This is a genomic window from Pantoea sp. QMID4 (assembly GCF_030270445.1).
GTDB classification, from domain to species: Bacteria; Pseudomonadota; Gammaproteobacteria; order Enterobacterales; family Enterobacteriaceae; genus Pantoea; species Pantoea vagans.
Window position 1 is genome coordinate 193,731 of record NZ_BSXL01000005.1, and the last position, 21,077, is coordinate 214,807.

General features: G+C 51.7%; 23 protein-coding genes. 16 read left to right on the forward strand and 7 right to left on the reverse strand.

The window, feature by feature from the left end; genetic code table 11:
* Positions 1 to 178: 178 nt before the first annotated feature.
* Positions 179 to 760, forward strand: coding sequence for a TetR/AcrR family transcriptional regulator (locus tag QSK07_RS12900; RefSeq protein WP_098050027.1), 582 nt, complete (start codon positions 179 to 181; stop codon positions 758 to 760).
* Between the two features lies 1 nt (position 761).
* Here QSK07_RS12900 and QSK07_RS12905 read toward each other — a convergent pair whose 3' ends face one another.
* Positions 762 to 1,325, reverse strand: coding sequence for a TetR/AcrR family transcriptional regulator (locus QSK07_RS12905; RefSeq protein ID WP_098050028.1), 564 nt, complete (start codon positions 1,323 to 1,325; stop codon positions 762 to 764).
* 130 nt (positions 1,326 to 1,455) lie between these two features.
* On the opposite strand from QSK07_RS12905, the gene QSK07_RS12910 reads away from it, so the two are divergent.
* A complete protein-coding gene (locus tag QSK07_RS12910; RefSeq protein ID WP_275221965.1) occupies positions 1,456 to 1,815 on the forward strand; it encodes a hypothetical protein in 360 nt (119 codons plus the stop codon).
* Between the two features lie 491 nt (positions 1,816 to 2,306).
* Here the strand turns inward: QSK07_RS12910 and QSK07_RS12915 are convergent, their stop codons facing one another.
* Positions 2,307 to 3,470: an EAL domain-containing protein gene (locus QSK07_RS12915; RefSeq protein ID WP_285721623.1), complete on the reverse strand. Its 1,164-nt coding sequence runs from the start codon at positions 3,468 to 3,470 to the stop codon at positions 2,307 to 2,309.
* A 529-nt stretch (positions 3,471 to 3,999) separates the two neighbouring features.
* Between QSK07_RS12915 and QSK07_RS12920 the strand changes: the two genes are divergently transcribed.
* The 4 genes from QSK07_RS12920 to QSK07_RS12935 all read left to right on the forward strand — a co-directional run bounded on the left by QSK07_RS12920 (position 4,000) and on the right by QSK07_RS12935 (position 9,416).
* Positions 4,000 to 4,956: a D-2-hydroxyacid dehydrogenase family protein gene (locus QSK07_RS12920; RefSeq protein ID WP_285721622.1), complete on the forward strand. Its 957-nt coding sequence runs from the start codon at positions 4,000 to 4,002 to the stop codon at positions 4,954 to 4,956.
* Positions 4,957 to 5,336: 380 nt separating this feature from the next.
* Positions 5,337 to 6,911, forward strand: a complete 1,575-nt coding sequence (locus tag QSK07_RS12925; RefSeq protein WP_285721621.1) for a methyl-accepting chemotaxis protein — start codon at positions 5,337 to 5,339, stop codon at positions 6,909 to 6,911.
* Positions 6,912 to 7,324: 413 nt separating this feature from the next.
* Positions 7,325 to 7,873, forward strand: coding sequence for a GNAT family N-acetyltransferase (locus QSK07_RS12930; protein WP_285721620.1), 549 nt, complete (start codon positions 7,325 to 7,327; stop codon positions 7,871 to 7,873).
* A 118-nt stretch (positions 7,874 to 7,991) separates the two neighbouring features.
* Positions 7,992 to 9,416 carry an alpha,alpha-trehalose-phosphate synthase (UDP-forming) gene (locus tag QSK07_RS12935; RefSeq protein WP_285721619.1) on the forward strand — a complete coding sequence of 475 codons (1,425 nt, stop codon included), beginning with the start codon at positions 7,992 to 7,994 and terminating at the stop codon, positions 9,414 to 9,416.
* Positions 9,417 to 9,609: 193 nt separating this feature from the next.
* Here the strand turns inward: QSK07_RS12935 and QSK07_RS12940 are convergent, their stop codons facing one another.
* Together QSK07_RS12940 and QSK07_RS12945 are read right to left on the reverse strand one after the other, a co-directional pair.
* A complete protein-coding gene (locus QSK07_RS12940; protein ID WP_275221952.1) occupies positions 9,610 to 9,957 on the reverse strand; it encodes a hypothetical protein in 348 nt (115 codons plus the stop codon).
* A gap of 440 nt (positions 9,958 to 10,397) precedes the next feature.
* Entirely contained in the window at positions 10,398 to 10,826 is a 429-nt protein-coding gene (locus QSK07_RS12945; protein ID WP_352230963.1) for a GNAT family N-acetyltransferase, read from the reverse strand.
* A gap of 316 nt (positions 10,827 to 11,142) precedes the next feature.
* Between QSK07_RS12945 and cybB the strand changes: the two genes are divergently transcribed.
* A complete protein-coding gene (gene cybB / locus QSK07_RS12950; RefSeq protein WP_285721618.1) occupies positions 11,143 to 11,667 on the forward strand; it encodes a cytochrome b561 in 525 nt (174 codons plus the stop codon).
* 84 nt (positions 11,668 to 11,751) lie between these two features.
* Positions 11,752 to 12,102 carry a DUF3147 family protein gene (locus QSK07_RS12955; RefSeq protein ID WP_098050046.1) on the forward strand — a complete coding sequence of 117 codons (351 nt, stop codon included), beginning with the start codon at positions 11,752 to 11,754 and terminating at the stop codon, positions 12,100 to 12,102.
* Positions 12,103 to 12,211: 109 nt separating this feature from the next.
* Here QSK07_RS12955 and QSK07_RS12960 read toward each other — a convergent pair whose 3' ends face one another.
* Complete coding sequence (locus tag QSK07_RS12960; protein WP_098050047.1) at positions 12,212 to 12,415, reverse strand: hypothetical protein; 204 nt, start codon at positions 12,413 to 12,415, stop codon at positions 12,212 to 12,214.
* 303 nt (positions 12,416 to 12,718) lie between these two features.
* Between QSK07_RS12960 and QSK07_RS12965 the strand changes: the two genes are divergently transcribed.
* The 8 genes from QSK07_RS12965 (at position 12,719) to QSK07_RS13000 (ending at position 19,591) form a co-directional block, all read left to right on the forward strand.
* A complete protein-coding gene (locus tag QSK07_RS12965) occupies positions 12,719 to 13,678 on the forward strand; it encodes a LysR family transcriptional regulator (RefSeq protein WP_285721617.1) in 960 nt (319 codons plus the stop codon).
* 352 nt (positions 13,679 to 14,030) lie between these two features.
* The gene (locus QSK07_RS12970) at positions 14,031 to 15,485 is read left to right on the forward strand and encodes an NAD(P)-binding domain-containing protein (RefSeq protein ID WP_285721616.1); all 1,455 of its coding nucleotides are present in this window, start codon (positions 14,031 to 14,033) and stop codon (positions 15,483 to 15,485) included.
* Positions 15,482 to 15,964: a CMD domain-containing protein gene (locus tag QSK07_RS12975; RefSeq protein ID WP_285721615.1), complete on the forward strand. Its 483-nt coding sequence runs from the start codon at positions 15,482 to 15,484 to the stop codon at positions 15,962 to 15,964. Before QSK07_RS12970 ends, QSK07_RS12975 begins: the two co-directional genes overlap by 4 nt.
* Positions 15,961 to 16,527: a peroxidase-related enzyme gene (locus tag QSK07_RS12980; protein ID WP_285721614.1), complete on the forward strand. Its 567-nt coding sequence runs from the start codon at positions 15,961 to 15,963 to the stop codon at positions 16,525 to 16,527. Before QSK07_RS12975 ends, QSK07_RS12980 begins: the two co-directional genes overlap by 4 nt.
* Positions 16,528 to 16,539: 12 nt before the next feature.
* The gene (locus QSK07_RS12985; protein WP_275221908.1) at positions 16,540 to 17,277 is read left to right on the forward strand and encodes an amino acid ABC transporter ATP-binding protein; all 738 of its coding nucleotides are present in this window, start codon (positions 16,540 to 16,542) and stop codon (positions 17,275 to 17,277) included.
* 20 nt (positions 17,278 to 17,297) lie between these two features.
* Complete coding sequence (locus tag QSK07_RS12990; protein ID WP_275221906.1) at positions 17,298 to 18,113, forward strand: transporter substrate-binding domain-containing protein; 816 nt, start codon at positions 17,298 to 17,300, stop codon at positions 18,111 to 18,113.
* Between the two features lie 79 nt (positions 18,114 to 18,192).
* Entirely contained in the window at positions 18,193 to 18,882 is a 690-nt protein-coding gene (locus QSK07_RS12995) for an amino acid ABC transporter permease (RefSeq protein ID WP_285721757.1), read from the forward strand.
* Between the two features lie 16 nt (positions 18,883 to 18,898).
* Entirely contained in the window at positions 18,899 to 19,591 is a 693-nt protein-coding gene (locus QSK07_RS13000; RefSeq protein WP_013196347.1) for an amino acid ABC transporter permease, read from the forward strand.
* Between the two features lie 192 nt (positions 19,592 to 19,783).
* On the opposite strand, the gene QSK07_RS13005 is transcribed toward QSK07_RS13000, so the two are convergent.
* Both QSK07_RS13005 and QSK07_RS13010 read right to left on the reverse strand, forming a co-directional pair.
* On the reverse strand, positions 19,784 to 20,254 hold the full coding sequence (locus tag QSK07_RS13005; protein ID WP_285721613.1) for an OsmC family protein: 471 nt from the start codon (positions 20,252 to 20,254) through the stop codon (positions 19,784 to 19,786).
* A gap of 116 nt (positions 20,255 to 20,370) precedes the next feature.
* Positions 20,371 to 20,940, reverse strand: coding sequence for a LysR substrate-binding domain-containing protein (locus QSK07_RS13010; RefSeq protein WP_502921713.1), 570 nt, complete (start codon positions 20,938 to 20,940; stop codon positions 20,371 to 20,373).
* Positions 20,941 to 21,077 lie beyond the last annotated feature (137 nt).

The window sequence follows — 21,077 nt, forward strand, 5'->3', positions numbered from 1 at the left end:
CAGGCGGGAATGCGCACCCGGTTAAAGCGTAGTCTCAGCGTAAATTCGAGGAGATGAGAAGGTGAAATCATAATCTTTGATGTCTGAATTTCCGGCTGATATGTTCTCGCACCCGGCCTCGGTTATCATCGAAGATTTAATATCAGGGCTAGTGTAACGTCAGTTAACAGGAGGTTATTTGAGCAGGTCAGACAGTGAGGATTTCCTGCAGCAGCGGCAGCAGCAGATAATTTCGGCAGCGAAGAACTGTTTCAGTCGCTCTGGCTTTCATGGTGCCAGCATGGCAGACATTAGTCATGAGTCAGGTCTGGGTGCCGGGCAGATTTATCGCTATTATAGTAGCAAAGAATTAATTGTCAGTGAGACGATAAAAAGTATCGCAGAAAACTGGCGAATGTTTTTATTGAAAAACCTTCAGCTACAAACCAGCATCTCAAATATCATCGATACCGAATCTGACTTCTGGCGGGACTGGTCTTTCAGGGATCGTTGTTTACTGCTGGAAATGTATTCAGAGGCGTCTCGTAACAAATCAGTCCGCGTGTTGCTTGCACATGAAGAACAATTGCTTTTTACGGCGCTGGAAGAGGTTTTAAAGCGGCAGATGCCAGCAGCGACCCCTGAACAGCGTAGTGACCGTATTCAGTTTTTGTTGATGCTGGTAGATGGTGTGGCCTGTCGTACGTTTGGCGATAAACACCTTAATCAGCAGGAGCTGGCACGAATTAACACCCTTATCGCCGGCCATCTTTTCTCCTGAATCAGGCGACACTGTTCTGATTAATGTCATGACTGATAACATCCAGAAAAGACATCACGCTGCCGTCGATTTCACGCTGTTTCATATAGCGGCGAATAGTCATACCGTCTATGATCAGTGACATAATATACAGGCGTGTCTGGATAATATCAGCATCCAGCGACGGATTAAGCGCCTGCTCCTGAGTAATAAAGTTCTCTTTCAACATCTGCCAGGCATCGTTAATAATCTTACGGATCCGCTCATTACGTGTGGCTTCTGCAGATATATCAATAAGCAGTACAATGCTTTTTTCAACGTCGACTGACACCACGCCATGCGCAGAATGGGCGACTTTGCCTGCATGAGCAAGATTGTCGAGAGCATCTTTGAGTGAATCAATCATCCGTTGCACCACGTTTTTAATCAGTGCTTCGATAATCGCTTCTTTATTTTTATAATATTTATAAATCAGACCGACGCTGACATTTGCCTGTCGGGCTATATTCTGAACCGATGTCTGATAAAAGCCTTTCTGTCGCATGCAGTATTCTGCTGCCTCAAGAATTTCCTCGCTACGATTCATAATAACATCCACATTATAAAAATATTACTCTACCTCCTTTCACTTAGCATGGCTATACATCGACGTTCCCGACTCTCGCATGGCCTGCCGCTATCCGTATGTCCACGTTACGTTCAGAGCCTGATAATCAGTGGAAATCGGCCATTGCGACGATGCGATCAACACGGCATTAGTCAGGAGTGTTTCAGGCATTAATCCTGGAAAAGCGAATGCCGGGGATGAATGTGATTTAGCTGTGACCACTCTGATGCAGTCGCTCACTCCGATACGCTCTCCATTCATCCCAGCATTTTTCAGGGTTGATATCAACGTATCCGCGGCATTCCGCCATTGTAAAAGCAACATCACGCGCCACTTCAATACAGGTGGCGCTATCTCTGATGCGGCTGACTTCCTCCTCTGTAAGCGGGCTTCCTTTCTCATTCTCTTTGTTCAACAAGAGTGGAAGGAGGGCAGGTATATAAACGAGGCTCATGAGTTATTTTCCTGATGGTTAACTATTACGCTGTTACTGAGAACCGAAATCACACAGCGCCTTAATGATGGGTTGTACATTGCAGTTTCTCGGTTACATCGATTCAACATCGTTCTTCTGTCGACAGGATCAGCAATCAATAATTGCTTCCGGAGCAGAGAGGCATTTGGGTAACCTGGCTGGCCATCAGCAAAGCTGAACACGTCGCAGCCCTGGTTATTCCGTGCTCTTCGTTTCCTTTACTACATTCTCGACAGCTGGCGCGATATCTTCAGCCAGAAAGTGAATATTTTGATCTTGCTTTAATCAACACCGGGCTATCCTTATGCCTGGTGGTGCCTAAGTGTGGACGGTTTGCGCATTACAGTCGGGAACACCCATAATCAGGGCGAGACGCTTATTAAAGAGATAAGTCCTGAAGGCACCTGGAGCGCGGGTGAGATATACACAACGCATTCTGCGATATTGAGCGTTGATGATTGGCAGTACCCTGTAAAACGTTCAGCTTAATGACGCTTGCGCTCGCTTATCTTCACACCAAATACGCAAAAGCCCAGTAAATCTTTGGCCTCATCTTCCACCCGGGTTACCATGACCAGATCGGACGACCCGTCGGGCAGCACAACCTCATAAGGCGGATAAGGGAGTCCTTTCAATCGGAATTCCTGCAGCCAGAGTAGTTTTTCCGCCTGTGACGGAATAACTTCATAAATATATTTATGAATAAGATCCTGCGGAGCCCAGCCGACCCGTTCGGCAAACGTGTCGCTGGCATCAACAATCACTAATTCCGGATTCAGAAAGCAAATGGACGTGCCGGGAATTGCATACATGGATGAAATCTGATGTGCTCGTTGATCGAGGGAAAGACGTGCAACCCGCCGCAGAGATCCTTTATCCGGTATTGCATTGAACATCCGGCAGCTTTCCGCTCCTGAGACCGGCTTCCCGAATAAATAGCCCTGCGCATAGAGGCAACCTATCCCCCGTAGCATTTCAGCCTGTTCTTCGGTTTCTACGCCCTCCGCGATCACATCCATATCAAGGCTCCGGCCCAGACCGGCGACGCTGGAGATAATTTTGCGGCTGTCCTTTTTGTGCAGCATGGAGCGAATAAAACTGCTGTCAATTTTAAGCGTATTAACCGGTAACTGAATCAGCCAGGCAAGGCTGGAATAGCCTGTTCCAAAATCATCCATTGCAATCGTACAGCCCATATCCGACAACGCTTCAATCTCTGTCCGGGCGGTATTGATATCATTTAACAGAGCTGTTTCAGTAATCTCAATCTTCAGCCTTGTGAGATTTAACTGAAATTCACTGGCTGTATTCCTTATAATTTCAGTAAGATACCCGCCATCAAGCTGTGCAGGAGAAACGTTCATTGATAAAAACTGCTGTTCTGGCCATGTGGCAGCAACTTTGAAACCCTGTGCCATAAGGCTGAGCATCAGCTCGTCGAGCAGACCATTTCGCTCCATAGCCGGAATGAAGTCTGCAGGAGGCGTAACGATCCCCTCCGGGGATATGTGCCGCGCGAGCATCTCAAACCCCATCACGCGCAAATCTTCCAGAGAAACGATAGGCTGAAAAAACGGGTGAAACTCGCCCAGCTTAATACGCTGCTGTAAACGTTCGCGCGTTTCATCATTTTTGACACCAGATTTCATTTCATTCCCGTAATTGCACAATTTTCAGCCTGTTAACGAAAATGTCTCTGCAACTCAGGCTTTATAAACTCAGCGAACTCTGTCGTCAGTCGCCTGTTGGTTTAATCTTTTTTTAGCATAATCATTATGATAACAAGTTACAGATAACGGCTTATCTCAATGCTGGTTTACTGTTTAAATCGGCAATATTTTATTACATTCGCTGTGTGTTCATATCTTATGCTGGTGAGTAGGACTACTTACTCACAATCGTTATCGGCTTCGAATTACTTTTCATTACATCGTAATAGCATGACACCGACGCGGGTATTGACCCACATTCAACATGGTCGCTTAGCTTATAGCAGACGAATAAGGTTTTGGTGGGAAAAGTTACCTGTAATCGTCTCGGTTATAAAAGGATTAATAACGATACAGGCTGACAATGAATATTAGCAAAGGTAATGATTCCTAAAGTCGTAAAACTGATATAGGTTTTAATCATTGAAGTTTACATGTGTGCATAACGATCAAATATCGAGGTGTCTTTATGACCATTCACGTTGTCATCCCGGATGATTATCAGTTTGCCACTCAAAAACTGGATTTTCTTCATAGTAATAACAAGTTCCACTGCGCTGCACTGGGCGATCTCAGCAGGGACCCGATGGCAGATGAAAAGCTGTCATCGGCTGAAGCATTAATACTTATCCGCGAAAGGACTGTCATTGACGAGGCGTTTCTGAAACGCACGCCACATCTTAAATTGATCAGTCAGACGGGTAAGCTGGCGGGAAATCTCGATATTGATGCATGTACACGGGCAGGTGTTGCCCTTGTGGAAGGGTGTGGCTCTCCGGTTGCCCCTGCGGAATTAACCTGGTTGTTGATCATGGCCTCCCGCCGAAAATTTGTCTCGTCGGTCAATGCAATGGCTGAAGGGCACTGGCAAACAGAAATTGGCTCTGCTGTTCACAACCAGGTCATTGGCATTCTGGGCTATGGAAAAATTGGTAAACGTCTTGCGTCCTATGCCGCCGTTTTTGGGATGCAGGTGCAGGTATGGGGAAGTCTCCGTGCGCAGGAAGAAGCACGTGCAGACGGATGGACGGTTCCCGAAAGTCGTGAGCGATTTTTTGCCACAAGCGATGTGTTAACCGTGCACCAGCGGCTGGTGGGGGCGACGCAAGGCAACATCACGTCAGCCGATCTCGCGCTGATGAAAACTGATGCGTTATTCGTCAATACCAGCCGGGCTGAACTGGTTTATGACGGCGCATTGCAGAATGCCCTGACGCAGGGGCATCCTGGATTTGCGGCACTGGATGTATACGAAGATGAACCGCTTTACAACACCCGCCATCCTTACCTGCAGATGCCAAATGTACTTTGTACGCCGCACCTGGGATATGTTGAAAATGCCAGCTATGCGCTCTATTTCAGAACGGCATTTGATAATGTTGTGCGTTATTTTAGCGGTGACAGATCGCATGTGATTAATTTCTGACTCATTTGCGAAACTACAGGGTGTGATTTTTAGAAACTGTCAGTTCAGGGCCAGATAAACAAGCAAGTAGCAGAATAAAATGCAAAAGGCGCCATAGCGCCGTTCTCACGCGTTTCACACACTTTTTGGATAAGAACTGCATACGTGACCTTTTAAAAGGAGGTGAGAGATTTTCCACGTTTCTGGCATTCAGTCTTACAAAAACTCACTTCCTTATGGCATCCCTCATCTTTTAACAGTTTTTCCCCAAAAATTATCGCGCCTGACATGCTTCTTTACTGCAATTTCCTTGCCCGCTGCCGATAAATAGAGATGGGACCAGCGAGCCATAGATGCGGAACGTCGGTGACAACCTAATAATTCAGACATCGGGGTCTTCAATGTATCGGAATAAAAAAATAAAATTAAGCGTCATACTTACCGCAGCCTTCCTTACTGTCATCTTAGCGGGCGTTTTTGTAACAGGTTTTGCCGGGTTTAAACTTAATACCGCCAGCGAACAGCAGGCGTTGACCCGCGCGCGCCTTGGCGATCTTCAGGCACTTCAGACGTTAAAAGATAACCTGACTCAGCAGGCGCTTCTTTTAGTCTCTGTGGCTGCAGGCACTCAGCCCCAGACAGAAGAAAAACTTAAAACACAGTTTTTTGCATTACAGACCACGAATGACAATACTACTGCGCATTTCCGGGAGCTGATCAACGGCGCTAAAAGCATTCCTGGAATTAATCTTGCTGAAGTTGAAGAGGCTTCCACGCAACTCAATAAAATTGAAGTAGCATCAGGTCCGCTTCGTCAGGCAGAGCAGAATCTGTTTACGCCAGATGCTATTGCGTTCCAGGATAAACTCCGGAGCAAACTGATTCCTGCGCTTACTGAATATCGTATTGCAGTGGACGGCATGGTGAATTATCAGGCGCGGGTGACAGGTAAAACGGCGGAAACGTCGACGCAGGCGCTCTCGGGTGTTTATGTAACGCTGGCTGTTCTGACGACCCTGTTTGTCATTTTAGGGTTTGTGATGAGTGGCCTGATTACCCGCTGGCTTAAGGTTCAGCTGGGTGGCGAACCTTCTCATGCGCAGGGCCTGGCCGCTGCGATTGCGGCAGGGGATCTGACAACGACGGTGACACTACGTCAGGGGGATACCGTCAGCATGATGGCGTCCCTGGATAGCATGCAAAATAATCTGCGCAATCTGGTCTCCCATATTAAAGACTCCTCCGCTTCGGTAGCCATGGCTGCTGATGAAATTTCCCAGGGCAATACCGAACTTTCCTCCCGTACAGAGCAGCAGGCTGCTGCGTTACAGGAAACTGCCGCCAGTATTGAACAGCTCACCGTCACGGTAAAAAGTAATGCAGCGGGGGCGCAGCAGACTGCGGACTCTGCCCGCGAAACCGCTGCCCTGGCGCGGTCGGGCGAGCACGATATGCAGCGGATGTCAGAGACGATGAATGATATTTCCAAAAGCGCAGTGAAAGTCCGCGATATTACTGCCGTTATCGAAGGGATTGCCTTCCAGACCAATATTCTGGCGCTCAACGCTGCGGTTGAAGCCGCTCGTGCGGGCGAACAGGGGAGGGGTTTTGCCGTCGTTGCGGGTGAAGTCAGGACGCTTGCTCAGCGCAGCGCTACCGCTGCCAGAGATATCAAACATCTGATTGAGGAAGCGGTAGCACAGGTCGAAAGTGGTGTTGTTGTCTCAACCGGAACGGGCAAGAGCATCCTTGATATCAATGCTATGGTCGGAAAACTGGCCGACGCGATGGACAACATCTCACTTGCCTCAGCAGAGCAGATGCAGGGCATTTCTCAGGTCAGTATTGCGGTCAATGAGATGGATGGCGTCACGCAGAATAATGCTGCACTGGTTGAGGAATCTTCTTCGGCATCGCAGTCACTTTCAGCCCAGGCACATTCGTTACGTGAAGCAGTGAATGCCTTTCGTCTGTAAGCGTCATGGTTTGAGTATATACTCATTAAAGCCCTCTAACGGAGGGCTTTTCTCCGTGAGGACATTCAGGGCCGCTCAGAGAACTAAGGATCAGTGTTAAATAGAGTTGGGCCCCGATGCATTTCCGCCAGCAGCTATTACCTTAAAGCCTTTAGCGTCTTTAGTTAATGCCCGTTTAAACAGGCTTCTCTGAACAATACTTTTGCTGAGAGAGGCAGATGCAGGCCAGTGCCTGATTAGCTCGCCACCATCCAGCGCTGACTTTCACGCCGTACTCGCCCGCTAATGCCATGGCGGCAGATGTTTTGCAGCGTTTTTACACTTCATCAGCCTCTTTTTACGCCATTTTTACGGGCCGCCCGGTTTAATTAACGGCACCGGGCGTTTATGCGCCTCTTATCGGAAAGCCGTGAATGAAAAGCATTAATAAGCCCTGGTCCACACCGGCCTGCCGCGAGGCGGCATTAGCCGATCTTGCTGAGCAGCAGCGCCTTCGCCTTATTTCGCCCCGCAAGTGGTTCCGGGATGCCATTGAGGCCAGTACCGATCCGTCACTGCTGAACTATCGTCTGATTGCGCAATGGCTGGGTACAACGATACCCGACAGCCGCGCGCTGATTTTAGCCCTCAACAACAGCCTGTGCTTCGGACTTTATCGTAATGGCCGACAAATCGGTTTTGCCCGTGTTGTAACTGACATGGCTGAAACCTGGGTAATCCGAAATCTGTTTATCTCGCCGGAGTATCGCTTTGTCGGGCTTGGATCATGGCTGCTGCACTGTTGTCTGTCTCATCCCGGGGCCAGAGGCTGCCGCCGTATTATTGCAATGGGTGAATCCATACCGGATTTTTTTGAACGCAACGGATTCATGGCATTTCCCTCACTGCCCGGCGTCTGGGTGACGACGCCGCACGATGGGATTAATGACCCAATATGCGGTAGAAGCGCCAGCAGGCATTAAGCGGACAGGGCACGCACTCATGAGCGGTTTTCTCCAGTTTATCCTCCGACCTCAGGTTAACAGCCGCAGGCTGCCAGGCCTGATCGCCTGTCCACAGCCTTCACTCAAGGAACACACCATGTCAGGCCTTATCCTTGTTTCTCATAATGAATCGCAACGCTCGACGCTTACTGTAGTTTATGACGGGATACTCTCACGGCTGGGCGGCCTCTGGATTAGCTGGAATGGTGAAAGCACAGGTATCTCTCAGGATGCGTCAAGAGCCTATGTTGCGAAGCAGCACGATCAGTATGAAACCGTGACCTTCCCCTATACGCCAGGCGAGCTTAATGAGGGATACCATAATTACATTCATAAAGGGCTATGGCCTGTTTTCCACCAGCGTCCGGATATGGCCCGCTTTTCCACCAATGGATTTCAGGAATATAAAAACATTAATAAAGCCTATGCGCGGGCCATCTGCGACAATGCCACACCAGACGATATTATCTGGATTCAGGATTATCACCTGCTGGGCTGTGCCAGCTATATCCGTGAAGAGGGTTTGCCCAATTCAGTCGGCATCTTTCTGCATCAGCCTTTCCCGGCTGGCAGAATGTTTGAAACCCTACCCGAGTGGCGCTGGTTTACAGACTCGCTGCTGTGTTGTGACCTGATTGGCTTTCAGACCGTGCAGGATATGAATAACTTCCTCGTCTGGCTGGAGAGCGGATTCCGGCTGGAGCGGCTGGAAGCGCACAGCTTTCGTATTCATGGCCGGATTATCAACGTTGGTGTGTTCCCGGTCGGGATCGACCTCGATGATGTTGAGTCTTTGCGCGAGAGTAACAGCTGCGCCTTTATGGAAATGCAGTGCCGCGAAAGTCTGCCCGAAAATAGCGTACTAAGCGGCGGCCATCTTGATGAAAGTTCAGGACTGCCTTACCGAATCAGCACGCTGGAGGTGCTGCTGCGGAGGCATGATTGCTACCAGAAAAATATCACGCTGTTGCAGCTTGCGCCGCCGGCAGCCGGACACGCACATGATGCACCACAACTCGGTCACGCTCTGGAAGCGCTATGTGGCGAACTTAATGGTGTGCATGGCACCATGAACTGGTATCCGGTGAACTACCTGACTCACGCCTACAGCCGGGAAGAGCAGGCCGGTATCTATCGTGCCTCACGCGTTGCGCTGGTCACGCCGCTCATGGCGGGCATGAGCCTGATGGCCAAATTATACGTCGCGCTACAGGACCCGAAAAATCCAGGTGTGCTAATCCTGTCGCAGTTTGCTGGTGCCGCCGGGCAGATGGAAGGTGCCATCATCGTCAATCCTTATGATCCTGATGAAATGGCCAGTGCAGTCCATCGCGCCCTGCAGATGCCGTTACACGAACGTCGCTGTCTGCACGCCCGACTGATGAAAGGCCTGCATATGCACAATAGCCATCACTGGGCTGCGTCATTTTTGCGCCAGCTGAACAATGTGCCAGCTGACCCGGAAGCGTTGTCGCCGCCCGCGGCTTTTCCACGACTAAGCAGTAGCCGGGCGAGGTACTGATTTTTCAGATTTCACAAAAAACCGGCACTTCAGTAAGCCGGTTTTCGGACGTCAAAAAGTGAGCGTCACCGATGTGGAGCGGAAATACTCCTGTCTCTGAAGAGCAACATTCAGGTGTTATGCGCGGATGCGTGCTGTCAGGCCTTTCACTGCATACTATAAAAAGCCCACAACGCACGGGCGTTAGCCTGCTTTACAATCCCACCAGCGTGATATGTTTCTTCGTCGTCAGCGCCTTATATAACGCGTTCGCCAGGTTGTTTGACGCTATTTCAGGGTGAGCACCGTCTGAATCTGTCCAGAACGATTTAATACGCAGTAGGGTATTAATGCTGGTGACGCGCTCCATCTCCAGCACAGCCAGCACAGGGTGGCGCATTTCGCCGAGTTGCTCTGTTGTATCTGCCTCAATCACCGCGGCGCGTGACGCCTGACTGTCAAAGATAACGTGGCATCGTGCGCCGTTCAGGTTGAGTATGTCGATAACTTCGTAAAGGCACTCAACAGCCTCTGCACTGTAAGTTGCGGGCACATTAAACATAGCAAATCCCTCTGACGCAAAATGTAGTGAGCAGCCAGCATAGGCGAACTCTAATGAGAGGAGAAGTTACTGTTTTTGCATGAGAAATGTAGAGTTCTAAGGTTACGATAACGCGCGTTATTTTTACTCTTATTTAGGCTGGCACTAACATTAAGCGAGGCGCAAGCGGGTCATGGCGGCAGGGCGCGGATTTGACTTAAAGAAACGTTCGAACAGAGCTGGCTGATCGTTCCAGTGCGAAGTGTATTTATAGTGGCACGCAGCGCGTCAGCTGCGTGCTTTCGCCATTTCACAGGATGAACATCAGGTTAAGTTTAAGATTTATCGCTGTGCTAAATCATAAACTTCTCATATCCGCAGCGCTGAATACTAAAGAAGCAATAAACTAAAAGTCTGATTTGCTTCCGCGATTCACTGAATAATCTTACGCATGAAAATGCTCAGTCGGTCTTCCAGATAAGGGGGAAAGGGCCACAAACCTCATATCCACATCTGCGATAGAGTGCTATAGCAGGTTGTTGATGAATGCCCGTTTCCAGCCGTAACTGATGACACCGATTCTCCCGCGCAAGCTGCTCCAGAGACCCGACGATAATTTCTCCCGGTTTACGGCCTCTGAACTCAGGACGAATATAAACGCGCTTAATCTCACCAAAGCCCGTTTCCTGAAAGAGCACAGCACCACATCCCGCTGGAATACCTTCTTTATCTCTGACCATCAGACAACGGAGGTTTTCATCACTGACGGTTGATAAGTCCAGCGAATGATTGCTCCCGGTGGGGTAAAGTTCAGCTAAAAAAATATCGAGTTCATTCACCAGACAAATCATTTCAGAATCACTTTTGTTTACTTCCGAAATGTAAAACATTGATCACCCGTGATTTATCATCCAGGCAATAAATCTATCACGACCTTACAGTATTATTGAATGCTATTGACTGAATCGTGCCCCGCAGGTTTTAGTTTAAATGTGCCGGCGCTTTTCAGCCTCAAACCGCAGGCTTCGCTGTGCTGGCATGCTGACTCTGCGTTGCGTTGCGTTGCGTTAAGTTCAGGCAGATTAGCCTGCATCAGCCTAAATGATTGGGCGGTATGGCCTGTCATACTGATCCAGTAAACGCCTAATAAACATCTAATAATTAACTGGTATAGTGACGCCAAAAAACAGTGATGGAAGGTTATCTATGCTCAGGAAATACCGGGGTTCGCAAATTCTTTTCCACTGGCTGACGGTCTTACTGATTATCGTCGCCTACGCTACCATCGAGCTGCGCTGGATGGCAGAGAAGGGAACCTGGCAGCGAAATGCGGTGATGATCACCCACTTTTCCGCAGGCTTCTGTGTCATGATCCTGATGATAGCCCGCCTCTGGCTGCGTACCCGTTCTGCCACGCCGCCGATTACGCCGCCCGTGGCGCGCTGGCAGACGGGTCTTTCACATCTGGTGCACACGCTGATTTATGCTTTGTTTGTGGCATTACCGGTTCTCGGGCTGAGCTCGCGTTACCTGCGAGGAAAAGAGTGGGCCCTGTTTGGGATCAATATGCCTGTGGCGACATCGCCCGATCCCGCCACAGCCAGTATGCTGATTGACTGGCACGAAATTCTCGCCCCGCTCGGATACTGGTTAATTGGTCTGCATGCGCTGGCGGCCCTGTTCCATCACTATTTTCTGAAAGATGACACGCTGCGCAGGATGATGCCGTAACTGCGTCTGCTGAAATCCCGGAGCGGGACGATCGTAAACGGTCCGGTACTTAGGTGTCGGATGACACGAATATTGAGGACAATCATGCTCTGGCTGATATCGAAATATGCCATCACGGCTTTTATGGTCGTGCTGATTTCAGAAGCGGCTAAGCGTAGCGATCGACTGGGCGGCTTACTTGCCGCCTTACCGCTGGTCACTGTGCTGGTGCTTATCTGGATGAAAATAGAAGGGCAGACGCAGGAAAAAATCAGTGCTCATGCCTGGTACACCTTCTGGTATGTGGTGCCGACATTGCCCATGTTTATTCTGTTCCCCTTTCTCTATCAGCGCACCGGTTTCTGGCTGACGCTGCTCATCTCCTGCGCTATTACTATCCTGCTTTTCGCACTCTGGGCTCTGTTTCTGAAACGCTTCGGTATCGTGCTCATGTAACGCTATGCCGCAAAGGTAAGCAAGCCGAGCTCATGGGAGTTGGCAATAAAAACCGTCCAACTTTATGGGGTCAGTTCACGCCAGACGGTTAAAATCGTCTTAACTGGCACTATGCGGGCCGGACTCTGGCCTTTGTCGGATGGCCTTCACGCCCGTCATCATGTGTATGGTCCGGGTCAGGCTCAATGATAACAATGTAATCTTTGCCAACCCCATCGCGCGTTAACGTCACTAAATCGCCGGCAACGGGTTTGGAATCAAAATCATGTTCCTCTTCGACGCCCGTATCTTCAAATATCACACCGAATTTCATATTTCCGTCCTCTCTGTGATGAGTCGCGCCGTTAAGCTGGTTTTATGCTGACGCTTACCTATTGAATTCTAGCCTGGTCTGAAAATGCCACTCAGCTCAGTGGACTAGCGGGTTCCGATCCGGGATGTCATAACCGGTGGATGCCTGGAGACGCGCGGCCATCGGACGGTCACGTTATTCCGTCATTAATGCCGAGGGCTTCGCGCTTTTTCGCTGTGGCTAATTTGCCAGACTCTCTCTATGATGGATTTTTTCCCGGGTGATTATCGGGAACGATCAATGACTTAGGGAAGTACCCTCGCGATGACCTTGTTAAATGACCTCGATTTGCGTCAGCTGGAAGCTTTCTCGGCCGTAATTTCTGCGGGCAGCGTCACTGCGGCGGCCAAAGCGCTGAATCGCTCGCAGCCTGCTGTTTCCCGCCTGATTCAGGAATTAGAGCAGTCGCTGGGTTACCCGTTGTTTATTCGTAATGGCCCGCGTATTCATCCGTCTGAAGAGGCGTTGCAGCTACATCAGTATGTGCAAAAAGCGCTGCTGTCATTGCAACAGATTCGCTTACGCGCGCAGGAGATCGCGCATCAGCAGCATCGCCCACTCAGCATTGCTGCGACACCCGCGCTGGCTGCCGGTCTGTTGCCGCAGGCGCTGGCCGTGCTGAATCTGCAAAATAAAGTGCAAATCATCAGTGAATCCGCCGAACAGACAGCACATGCGGTGATCACTGCTGAGGCTGACATCGGGTTATGCAGCTTGCCGCTGGAACATCACGCGGTCGAGCTGCACTGGATTGGGCAGTCGCAGTGCGTGGTTGCGCTGCCGGAGGACGATGAACTGGCGGCGAACAGTGAGCTATCGCTGAGCCAGCTGGCTGGCTGCCGTTTAATTGCGCCCTGGAGTCCGCAGCGCTTACGTGGACGCTATGAAAAAGCGCTGAAAAAGGTCAAAGCGCCGCTGCTGGAAACCATCGAGACCAACTCATCGGCGAATATTCTGGGCTGCGTGCGGGCCGGATTAGGCGTGGCGATCCTGGAACCGGTTACGGGCTGGGGGATGCCGCTGGCCGGTGTGGCGATTCGCCCGATTCAGGAAGACATACCTTACTTCTTTGGCGTTATCACCCCCCAGGGCCGACAGATCTCCAGCGCGACGCAGGCGTTGGTGGATGCGCTGGCGGAGGCCGCCGCGCAACTGTTGCCCGGGTTTGAACGTCTGACAGCCAGTGAACATCCGCGAATTATGCGCATCATTAATCAGGAATGATACCGGCATACAGGTGACCGTCACTCTTAAGGGCGATCCCCTGCCCGTAGCAAGATTATGGGAGCCAGGCATTGAGGCCTAACCGGGCACGCCGCGATAAAACCTTCATTTTCAACGCTTATAACACATTCTGCATAAGATATAAGAAATCCATTGGTTAAACCCTGAGCACAATTCTTGACTCCGATCCGGGGCAGGAGGATTATGCGAAAACTTCGCTCTTACTATGCGTTATGATGATTGATAGCCGCCTATTATGCATTTAAAGGATAATTAAAAAGGCACGGTCACGGCGCGTTTTAACCGTTTTCGCTCGCTCTCAGGCGATCGCTTACACCAGGGAAATAGCTCAATGACGTATGCCGCCAATGGTCTTGCCGCGCTTGAAGCTCAGCTTCAGCAGGATCTGGAATTTCTGGAACTGCCCGCTAAATCGTGGGTAACGGAACACTCCTTCCAGACTGCACCGGTGCGCGACGTAGTGGTGATCGGTGCGGGCATGTGCGGTCTGGCAGCGCTGGCGAAATTACAGCTCACTGGCATCAGCAATGTCGTGGCCTATGACGCTGCACCCGCTGGGCTGGAAGGGCCGTGGATTACCTTTGCGCGCATGGAAACACTGCGCTCGCCGAAATCGCTGCACGGCCCCGCACTGGGTCTCGCACAACTGACCTTCCGTGCGTGGTTCACGGCGCAGTGGGGCAATGAAGCATGGCAGGCGCTGGATAAGATCCCGAAAGCGCAGTGGATGGATTACCTGATCTGGTATCGCCGGGTGCTGAATCTGCCGGTGCAGAACAATGTACGCGTCAGCAATATCGCGCAGGCCGGAGATTTCATTGCGCTGGATCTGGACGGTGCCGAAACCGGACGTATTTACACACGTCGTCTGGTGCTGGCCACCGGACGTTCAGGGCTTGGCGGTTTTGCCATACCAGATTTCCTGCAAGGCATTGACCGCCAGTTCTGGGCTCACTCCGCCGATGACATCGATTTTGCGGCATTGCAGGGCAAACGCGTTGCGGTGATTGGTGCAGGGGCCTCGTCGATGGATAACGCAGCGACCGCACTGGAGCAGGGCGCGAGCGCAGTCGATCTGCTGATTCGTCGTAAAGAGATGCCGCGAATTAACAAGATGACCGGCATCGGCAGCCAGGGTGTGGTGCATGGCATGCATCAGTTGCCGGATGCGTGGAAGTGGAAGTTTGTTGATTACACCGCCGCGACACAAACCCCGCCGCCGCGCGCCTCAACCCTGCGCGTTTCCCGTCATGATAATGCGCGTTTCTTCCTCGACTGCGGCATTAATGCCGTTAAGCAGGAAGCTGATGGCCTGCTGCTCGAAACCACCCAGGGCGCACTGCGCTACGACTTCCTGATCGCTGCCACTGGCTTTACCAACGATTTCTATGGCCGCCCGGAGTTTGCTGCCATCGCACCGCATATCCGTAGCTGGGCCGACGGTCGCTATCAGCCGGAGATGGGTCCTGCGCGTCAAAGCCTGCTGGAAGCGCCGGATCTCGGCCCTTCATTTGAATTCCGTGAATTAACACCGGGTGCCTGCCCGATGCTGGCACACATCCACTGCTTTAACGATGCCGCGATGCTGACGCACGGCAAAGTCTCCGGCGATATTCCGGCAGTGAGCGCGGGTGCCGATCGTCTGGTGCGCGGCATTGCTGCCTCGCTGTTTGCCGAAGATGTCGATCAGCACTTCGCCAGCTTAAAAGCCTTTGATACCCCCGAATTGCAGGGCGATGAATGGGTGGATTCAACCCCGCTATTAAAACAGGAGAACACGCTGTGAGCGACGCTATAGATCAGGCCGCCGGATTAACACCAGAAGAGGCGTTGTATCAGACACGGCGCCTGCGTCCCGAATTTGTGGAAGGCGCAGAAGCGTGCCGTCTGTCCGTGCTGACACCGGCAGATGAACAGGGTTTACCTGCGGATCTGCGCCTGGCGCTTGCCCGGCGTATGGCGGTGCTGAATGAAGACGTGCCGCTGCAGCGCGATTATCAGGCACAGCTGACGGCGTTAAATCCGTCAGAGGCACTGCTCGCACTCGCTGCGGGTGACGTTGTGAATGAAGAACCGCTGGCTACGCTTGCACGCCACACCGACCTGGTGACACAGCAACCGATTCAGGCGACCGAACAGCATATTCGCCTGCTGGAGCAGGCTGGTTTCAGCAATCCGCAGATTGTTGCGCTCTCTGAACTGATCGCCTTTGTTAACTTCCAGACGCGCGTTGCGGCTGGCTTACGCTTGATGAGGTCCGCATGATTCCGTCGGTTAATCTCAAGCCACTACACTGGCATCCCTATATCACGCCAGTGGATGTCGAACAGGCGACACCCGCGCAGCTTGATGCGATGAAAGTGACGCCGTCCAACAAGAAAATCTCAGAGTACGTCCGCACGCTGGTCCACGATCCGGAGAGCTATACCGCACGTACCGGATTATTCAACGCCATTATGTACGTCGAAGGTGGCCTGGATCGCGCGGCTCGTGAGCTGGGCGCGCTCGGTGCTTCAATCGTTAATGGCTGCCGCTACTGTGCGGTGGTGCATGCGCGCCGTCATGTTCAACTGGCAGACAGCGACGCCGTGGTCAGTGCCATCTATTTCGATCGGGCGGATGTATTAGGAGAACGCGACGCGGCCATCTATCGCTTTGCGCGTCGTTTGTCCGTCACACCGTCGGAAGCCACGCCGGACGATGTCGCCACGCTGCGCGTCGTTGGGATGAACGATCAGGAAATTATCGACCTGATTCACGCTATCGCCATTTTTGGCTGGGCCAACCGTCTGATGCATGTGCTCGGCCATGCTGACCTGAATAAATAAGGGCTGCACCGGATGTTAGAACTCAACAATATTACGCTCGCTTACGGCAGCAACCCGATTCTGAAAGGCGTCGATCTGTCGGTAAAACGCGGCGATGTGGTATCGATTATCGGGCCAAGTGGCACTGGCAAAACCACGTTACTGCGCTGCATTAACTATCTGGCGAAGCCATCCGCGGGGACGATTCAGCTGGATCAGATTCGCATGGACTATCAGTCCCCCGAAAAAGCGGCAATTCAGGCAATCCGTCTGCGCACCGCGATGGTATTTCAGCAGTTCAACGTGTTTAAGAACATGACGGTGCTGGAAAACGTGATGGATCCGCTAATCGTTATCCAGCGTAAAACTAAGCAGCAGGCACGCGACATCGCCGTGCAGGAGCTGGAGCGCGTAGGTCTGGGGGCAAAACGCGATCACTATCCGTCGCAGCTCTCTGGCGGACAGTTACAGCGTACCGGTATCGCGCGTGCTCTGGCGGTGCGGCCGGATGTAATGCTGTTTGATGAACCTACCTCATCGCTCGATCCCGAGCTGGTGGGTGAAGTGCTTAAAGTGATTAAAGATGTGGCGTCATCCGGCATTACCTCGCTGCTGGTGACGCACGAAATGCAATTCGCGAAAAGCATTTCTAATCGCATCGTGTTTATGGATCAGGGTGTGGTTGCGGCGCAGGGAACGCCTGCAGAGATGTTTGATAACCCGGCGCTGCCACGCCTTGCCCAGTTCCTCAACTCAGAAAAAGTATTCTAATAAATAAAGGAATCAGAGACATGCCTGCAATCAAAACTACATTACGTCGCCTGGCCGCGCCTGGCATCATCGCGCTGGCCCTGATCAGCGGTAACAGCTTTGCGGACGCCGTACGCACCATCAAGATCGCCACCGCAGCAGAGTCGAAACCGCTGTCGTGGGGCGCGATCGGTCATGAGCCGGAGGGCTATGAGCCGGATGTGCTGAAAGCCATCAACGCGAAGCTGCCACAGTATAAATTTGTGATGGAAGGCGCGGCGGACATCGCTCAGGAAACCGGCCTGGTGACCGGCAAGTACGACATGGCGACGGGCGGATACTATAAAGCGCCTGCGCGCAGCAAACAGTTCCTGATCCCGGATGCACCGATGGGTGCCAGCCTGATGAAGATTTACAGCCGCAGCGACAGCAATATTAACGGTATGAAAGACCTGGTCGGTAAAAACATCGTACCGGTAACCGCAGGCGGTGGCGTGTATAAGTTTGTCACCCAGTGGCAGCAGGAGAACCCGAATGACAAAATCACCATTAAAGCCTCCAGCGCTGGTGTACCTTACCCGGATCGTCTGAAAGAAGTGCAGAACGGTAAATATGACGCGTTGATCCTGCCTTCAAATCTTGGCGAGCAGACGGTCATAGACAACCAGAAGCTGGCGATCAAAGCCAGTGAGCCGGTGGTAATCAACAACACCTATGTGCTGATCCACCGCTCTGCTGAAAACCAGGCACTTAATGATGACATCGCCAAAACCCTTAAAGCGCTGAAGGCGGACGGCACGCTGGATAAGCTGGCGCAGAAGTGGTTTGGCGAAGACGTTACGAAGTACATGAAGTAACAGATTCACTGCGCCCGGCGCTGAACCGGGCGCATGCTGTCCTTTTTAGCAGGAGTGTTTCACCGTGAATCTATCCTCCATGATTCCAGAACTGCTGTCGGCGCTGCCTTTGACGCTCGGCATCATGTTTGTGGCGATGATTGTCGGGTTCTTTCTGGCGCTCATCGCGACATTGTTCCGCGTGCGCCGTATTCCCGTGATCAGCCAGCTGGCCGATCTCTACGTTTCCTATGCGCGCAGCGTGCCCGTGGTGCTGCAGCTGTTTGTCGCCTTTTACGGTATGCCACTGATTATCGATAACTTTGGCTTTAGCGACTTCTTCACGGCCAACGTGGCGGCGATGATTGGTCTGAGCCTGTATCACGGCGGTTATCTGTCAGAAGTGATGCGCCCGGCGTACCTGGCGGTTGAGCGGGGTCAGCACGACGCCACCGACAGCCTGGGCTACAGCTTCCGCCAGAAAATGCTGCGGGTTATCGGCCCACAGGCGGTGCACTTTGCGCTGCCGGGTTACGGCAATGCCATTATCTATCTGATTCATAACGTGGCGCTGGTGATGTATATCGGGGCGGCCGATGTGATGGCGACCGCGCACCTGATCATGGAACGCGATTACAACCAGTATCAGTTCGGCACCTATCTGTTGCTGGCCGTGCTCTATTCACTGCTGTGCGGTGTGGCGTGGCTGATTATCCGCTTCTTTGAACATCGTCATGCGAAGTACAGCTCTAAGTCTTCGCCACGCGTGAAGTTCACCACCAGCGTCTGATCAGGAGAGAAAAACCATGTTTGATGCTGAGGTTTTGCTGCCGGACTTCTGGAGCATTCTGGATGCCGTGCCGGTTACGCTGTTGATGGCGGTGACGGTGTTTATCTGCTCGACGCTGTTGGGCGGGTTGTTTGCGTTTATTGAGCATCGCCGCATTCCGGTGCTGCGCCAGCTGGTGATCACCTACAAAATCGCCTTTAAAGGCGTGCCGATGGTGGTGGTGATTTTCCTCGCCTATTACGGCCTGCCTCCGGCGCTGCACTTTGTTGCCACGCTGATTGGCGTTGAGGTTAATGCCCATTCACTGCCCAACTGGGTGATCATTATTGTGGCGCTGAGCGCCTGTGTCGCAGCATTCCAGGCTGAAGTGTGGAAAGGGGCGCTGAACTCGTTCGACAGCGGACAATCAGATGCCGCCCTGTCACTCGGCTACAGCGGTGGGCAGCTGTTTCGTCGGGTAATGTTCCCGCAGATTATCGTGGCAGCGATCCCCGATCTGGCGAATGCCTTTATGGTGATCATGAAAGCGCTGTCGCTGGCCTTTGCCATCGAAGTGGTGGATATTTTTGCCCAGGCGCAACTGACGGCGGCACTGAATTTCTACTATCTCGAAGCGTTCCTGATTGCGGTGGTGTTCTACATGGTGATTGCTTATGTGGTGACCAAAATCGCCGACAGGATCGAGGCTGCGCTGCGCGTTCGCACCTGAATAAATAGCGTGTTGTCATGAATTGGCCGTTCCATGTGACTTTTGCCTGTCGATTCAGGATCAGCTGAACGATCCAGTAGCTATATAAGAATCCGGAAACGTCCTGTTGCCGGATTTTTTTTTGCCGCTCAATCAGGCTGATGAGGGACTCAGGATTAGTAGCCTGCGCGTTGTTACTGACGATTGACTTTCTTACAAATGACCGATGACAAATTCAGGCTCATAAAAGACAGGGAAATTCACCGATCTGGCAATAAAACAGACTTTGTGGATTTCATGATGAATAGCCATAGCTAAGTCGGGATCACTACCTTCTGTCAGGGTGATCTCAGGTCTCAGAATTGCCGAAACAAAGCGACCTGCGCCGCCTGGTAAAATTTCACCTGTTGCTATCGGTGAATCTTCATATTTAAGAACCGTGATCCCGGCATCTGACGCAAGGTGCAGATACCAGAGCATGTGGCAGGCAGAAAGAGAGGAGATCAGGAGGTCTTCTGGATTCATTTTAGTGGCATCGCCACCCAGTAACGGATCATTGGAGCAATGGATGATGTCTTTGCCTTTTATAGCGATGTCCCATGTCCTCGCATAGGCCTTATAGCCCGATGTGCCCGTACCCTTATTCCCGGTCCAGGATATACGCGATGTATAGTGATGTTCCATGTTCAGCCTCTCTTATTGATGATAAAAATGCGTTCTCTGGATGAGGTGTTACAGGAAAGCGAGTCAGTTCACACCTGTAAGCCAGGTTTACCAGATGCAGCACTGTGTTGCTGACGTCAGCGATAACGCAGCGCTGCAATGACTTCCGCCAGTGCCGGTGCCTGCTGATGTCGGCTGGCATAATAAAGATGATATCCCGGAAACTGCGGCCACCAGGGTTCAGGCACAGGAATAAGCTTACCCGATGTCTTATGCGGCTGTGCCAGATCCAGCGGGATAAAAGCAAATCCCAGACCGTCCAGAGCCGCCTGCATCATAAGACAGGTGTTGTTAAAAACGGTCTGTCCCGTCACCCGCACCGTTATCGGTTTCCCTTTCTGTTCAAAATCCCAGGCGTAGAGCCCTCCGTGTTTCGGAAGCCTCAGGTTGATGCACTGATGTGCCGTTAAATCAGCGGGTACCGCAGGCAGGTTTTTTCCCTGCAGGTATTCCGGTGAAGCCACTACAGCCAAGTAAAAGTCCGGGCCAATCCTCACAGCGATCATGTCTTTATCGACGATATCACCCAGCTGTACGCCGGCATCAAACTGCTGCGCCGCAATATTCGTCAGAGAATAATCGACACTCAGTTCTATCTGAATGTCCGGATAGCGTTTCAGCAAAGGCGTAAGCCTCACGTTTACCATCTTCCATTTCTGCCCGTGTTGCCTGCCATGGACACTTTCGCGAACATGGACACTACCGTGGACATAAACACGTCCTATATCAAAATGCGCCGGATCACTCAGGCACCTAGCCTACGGTTCAACGACGGACTGACCTA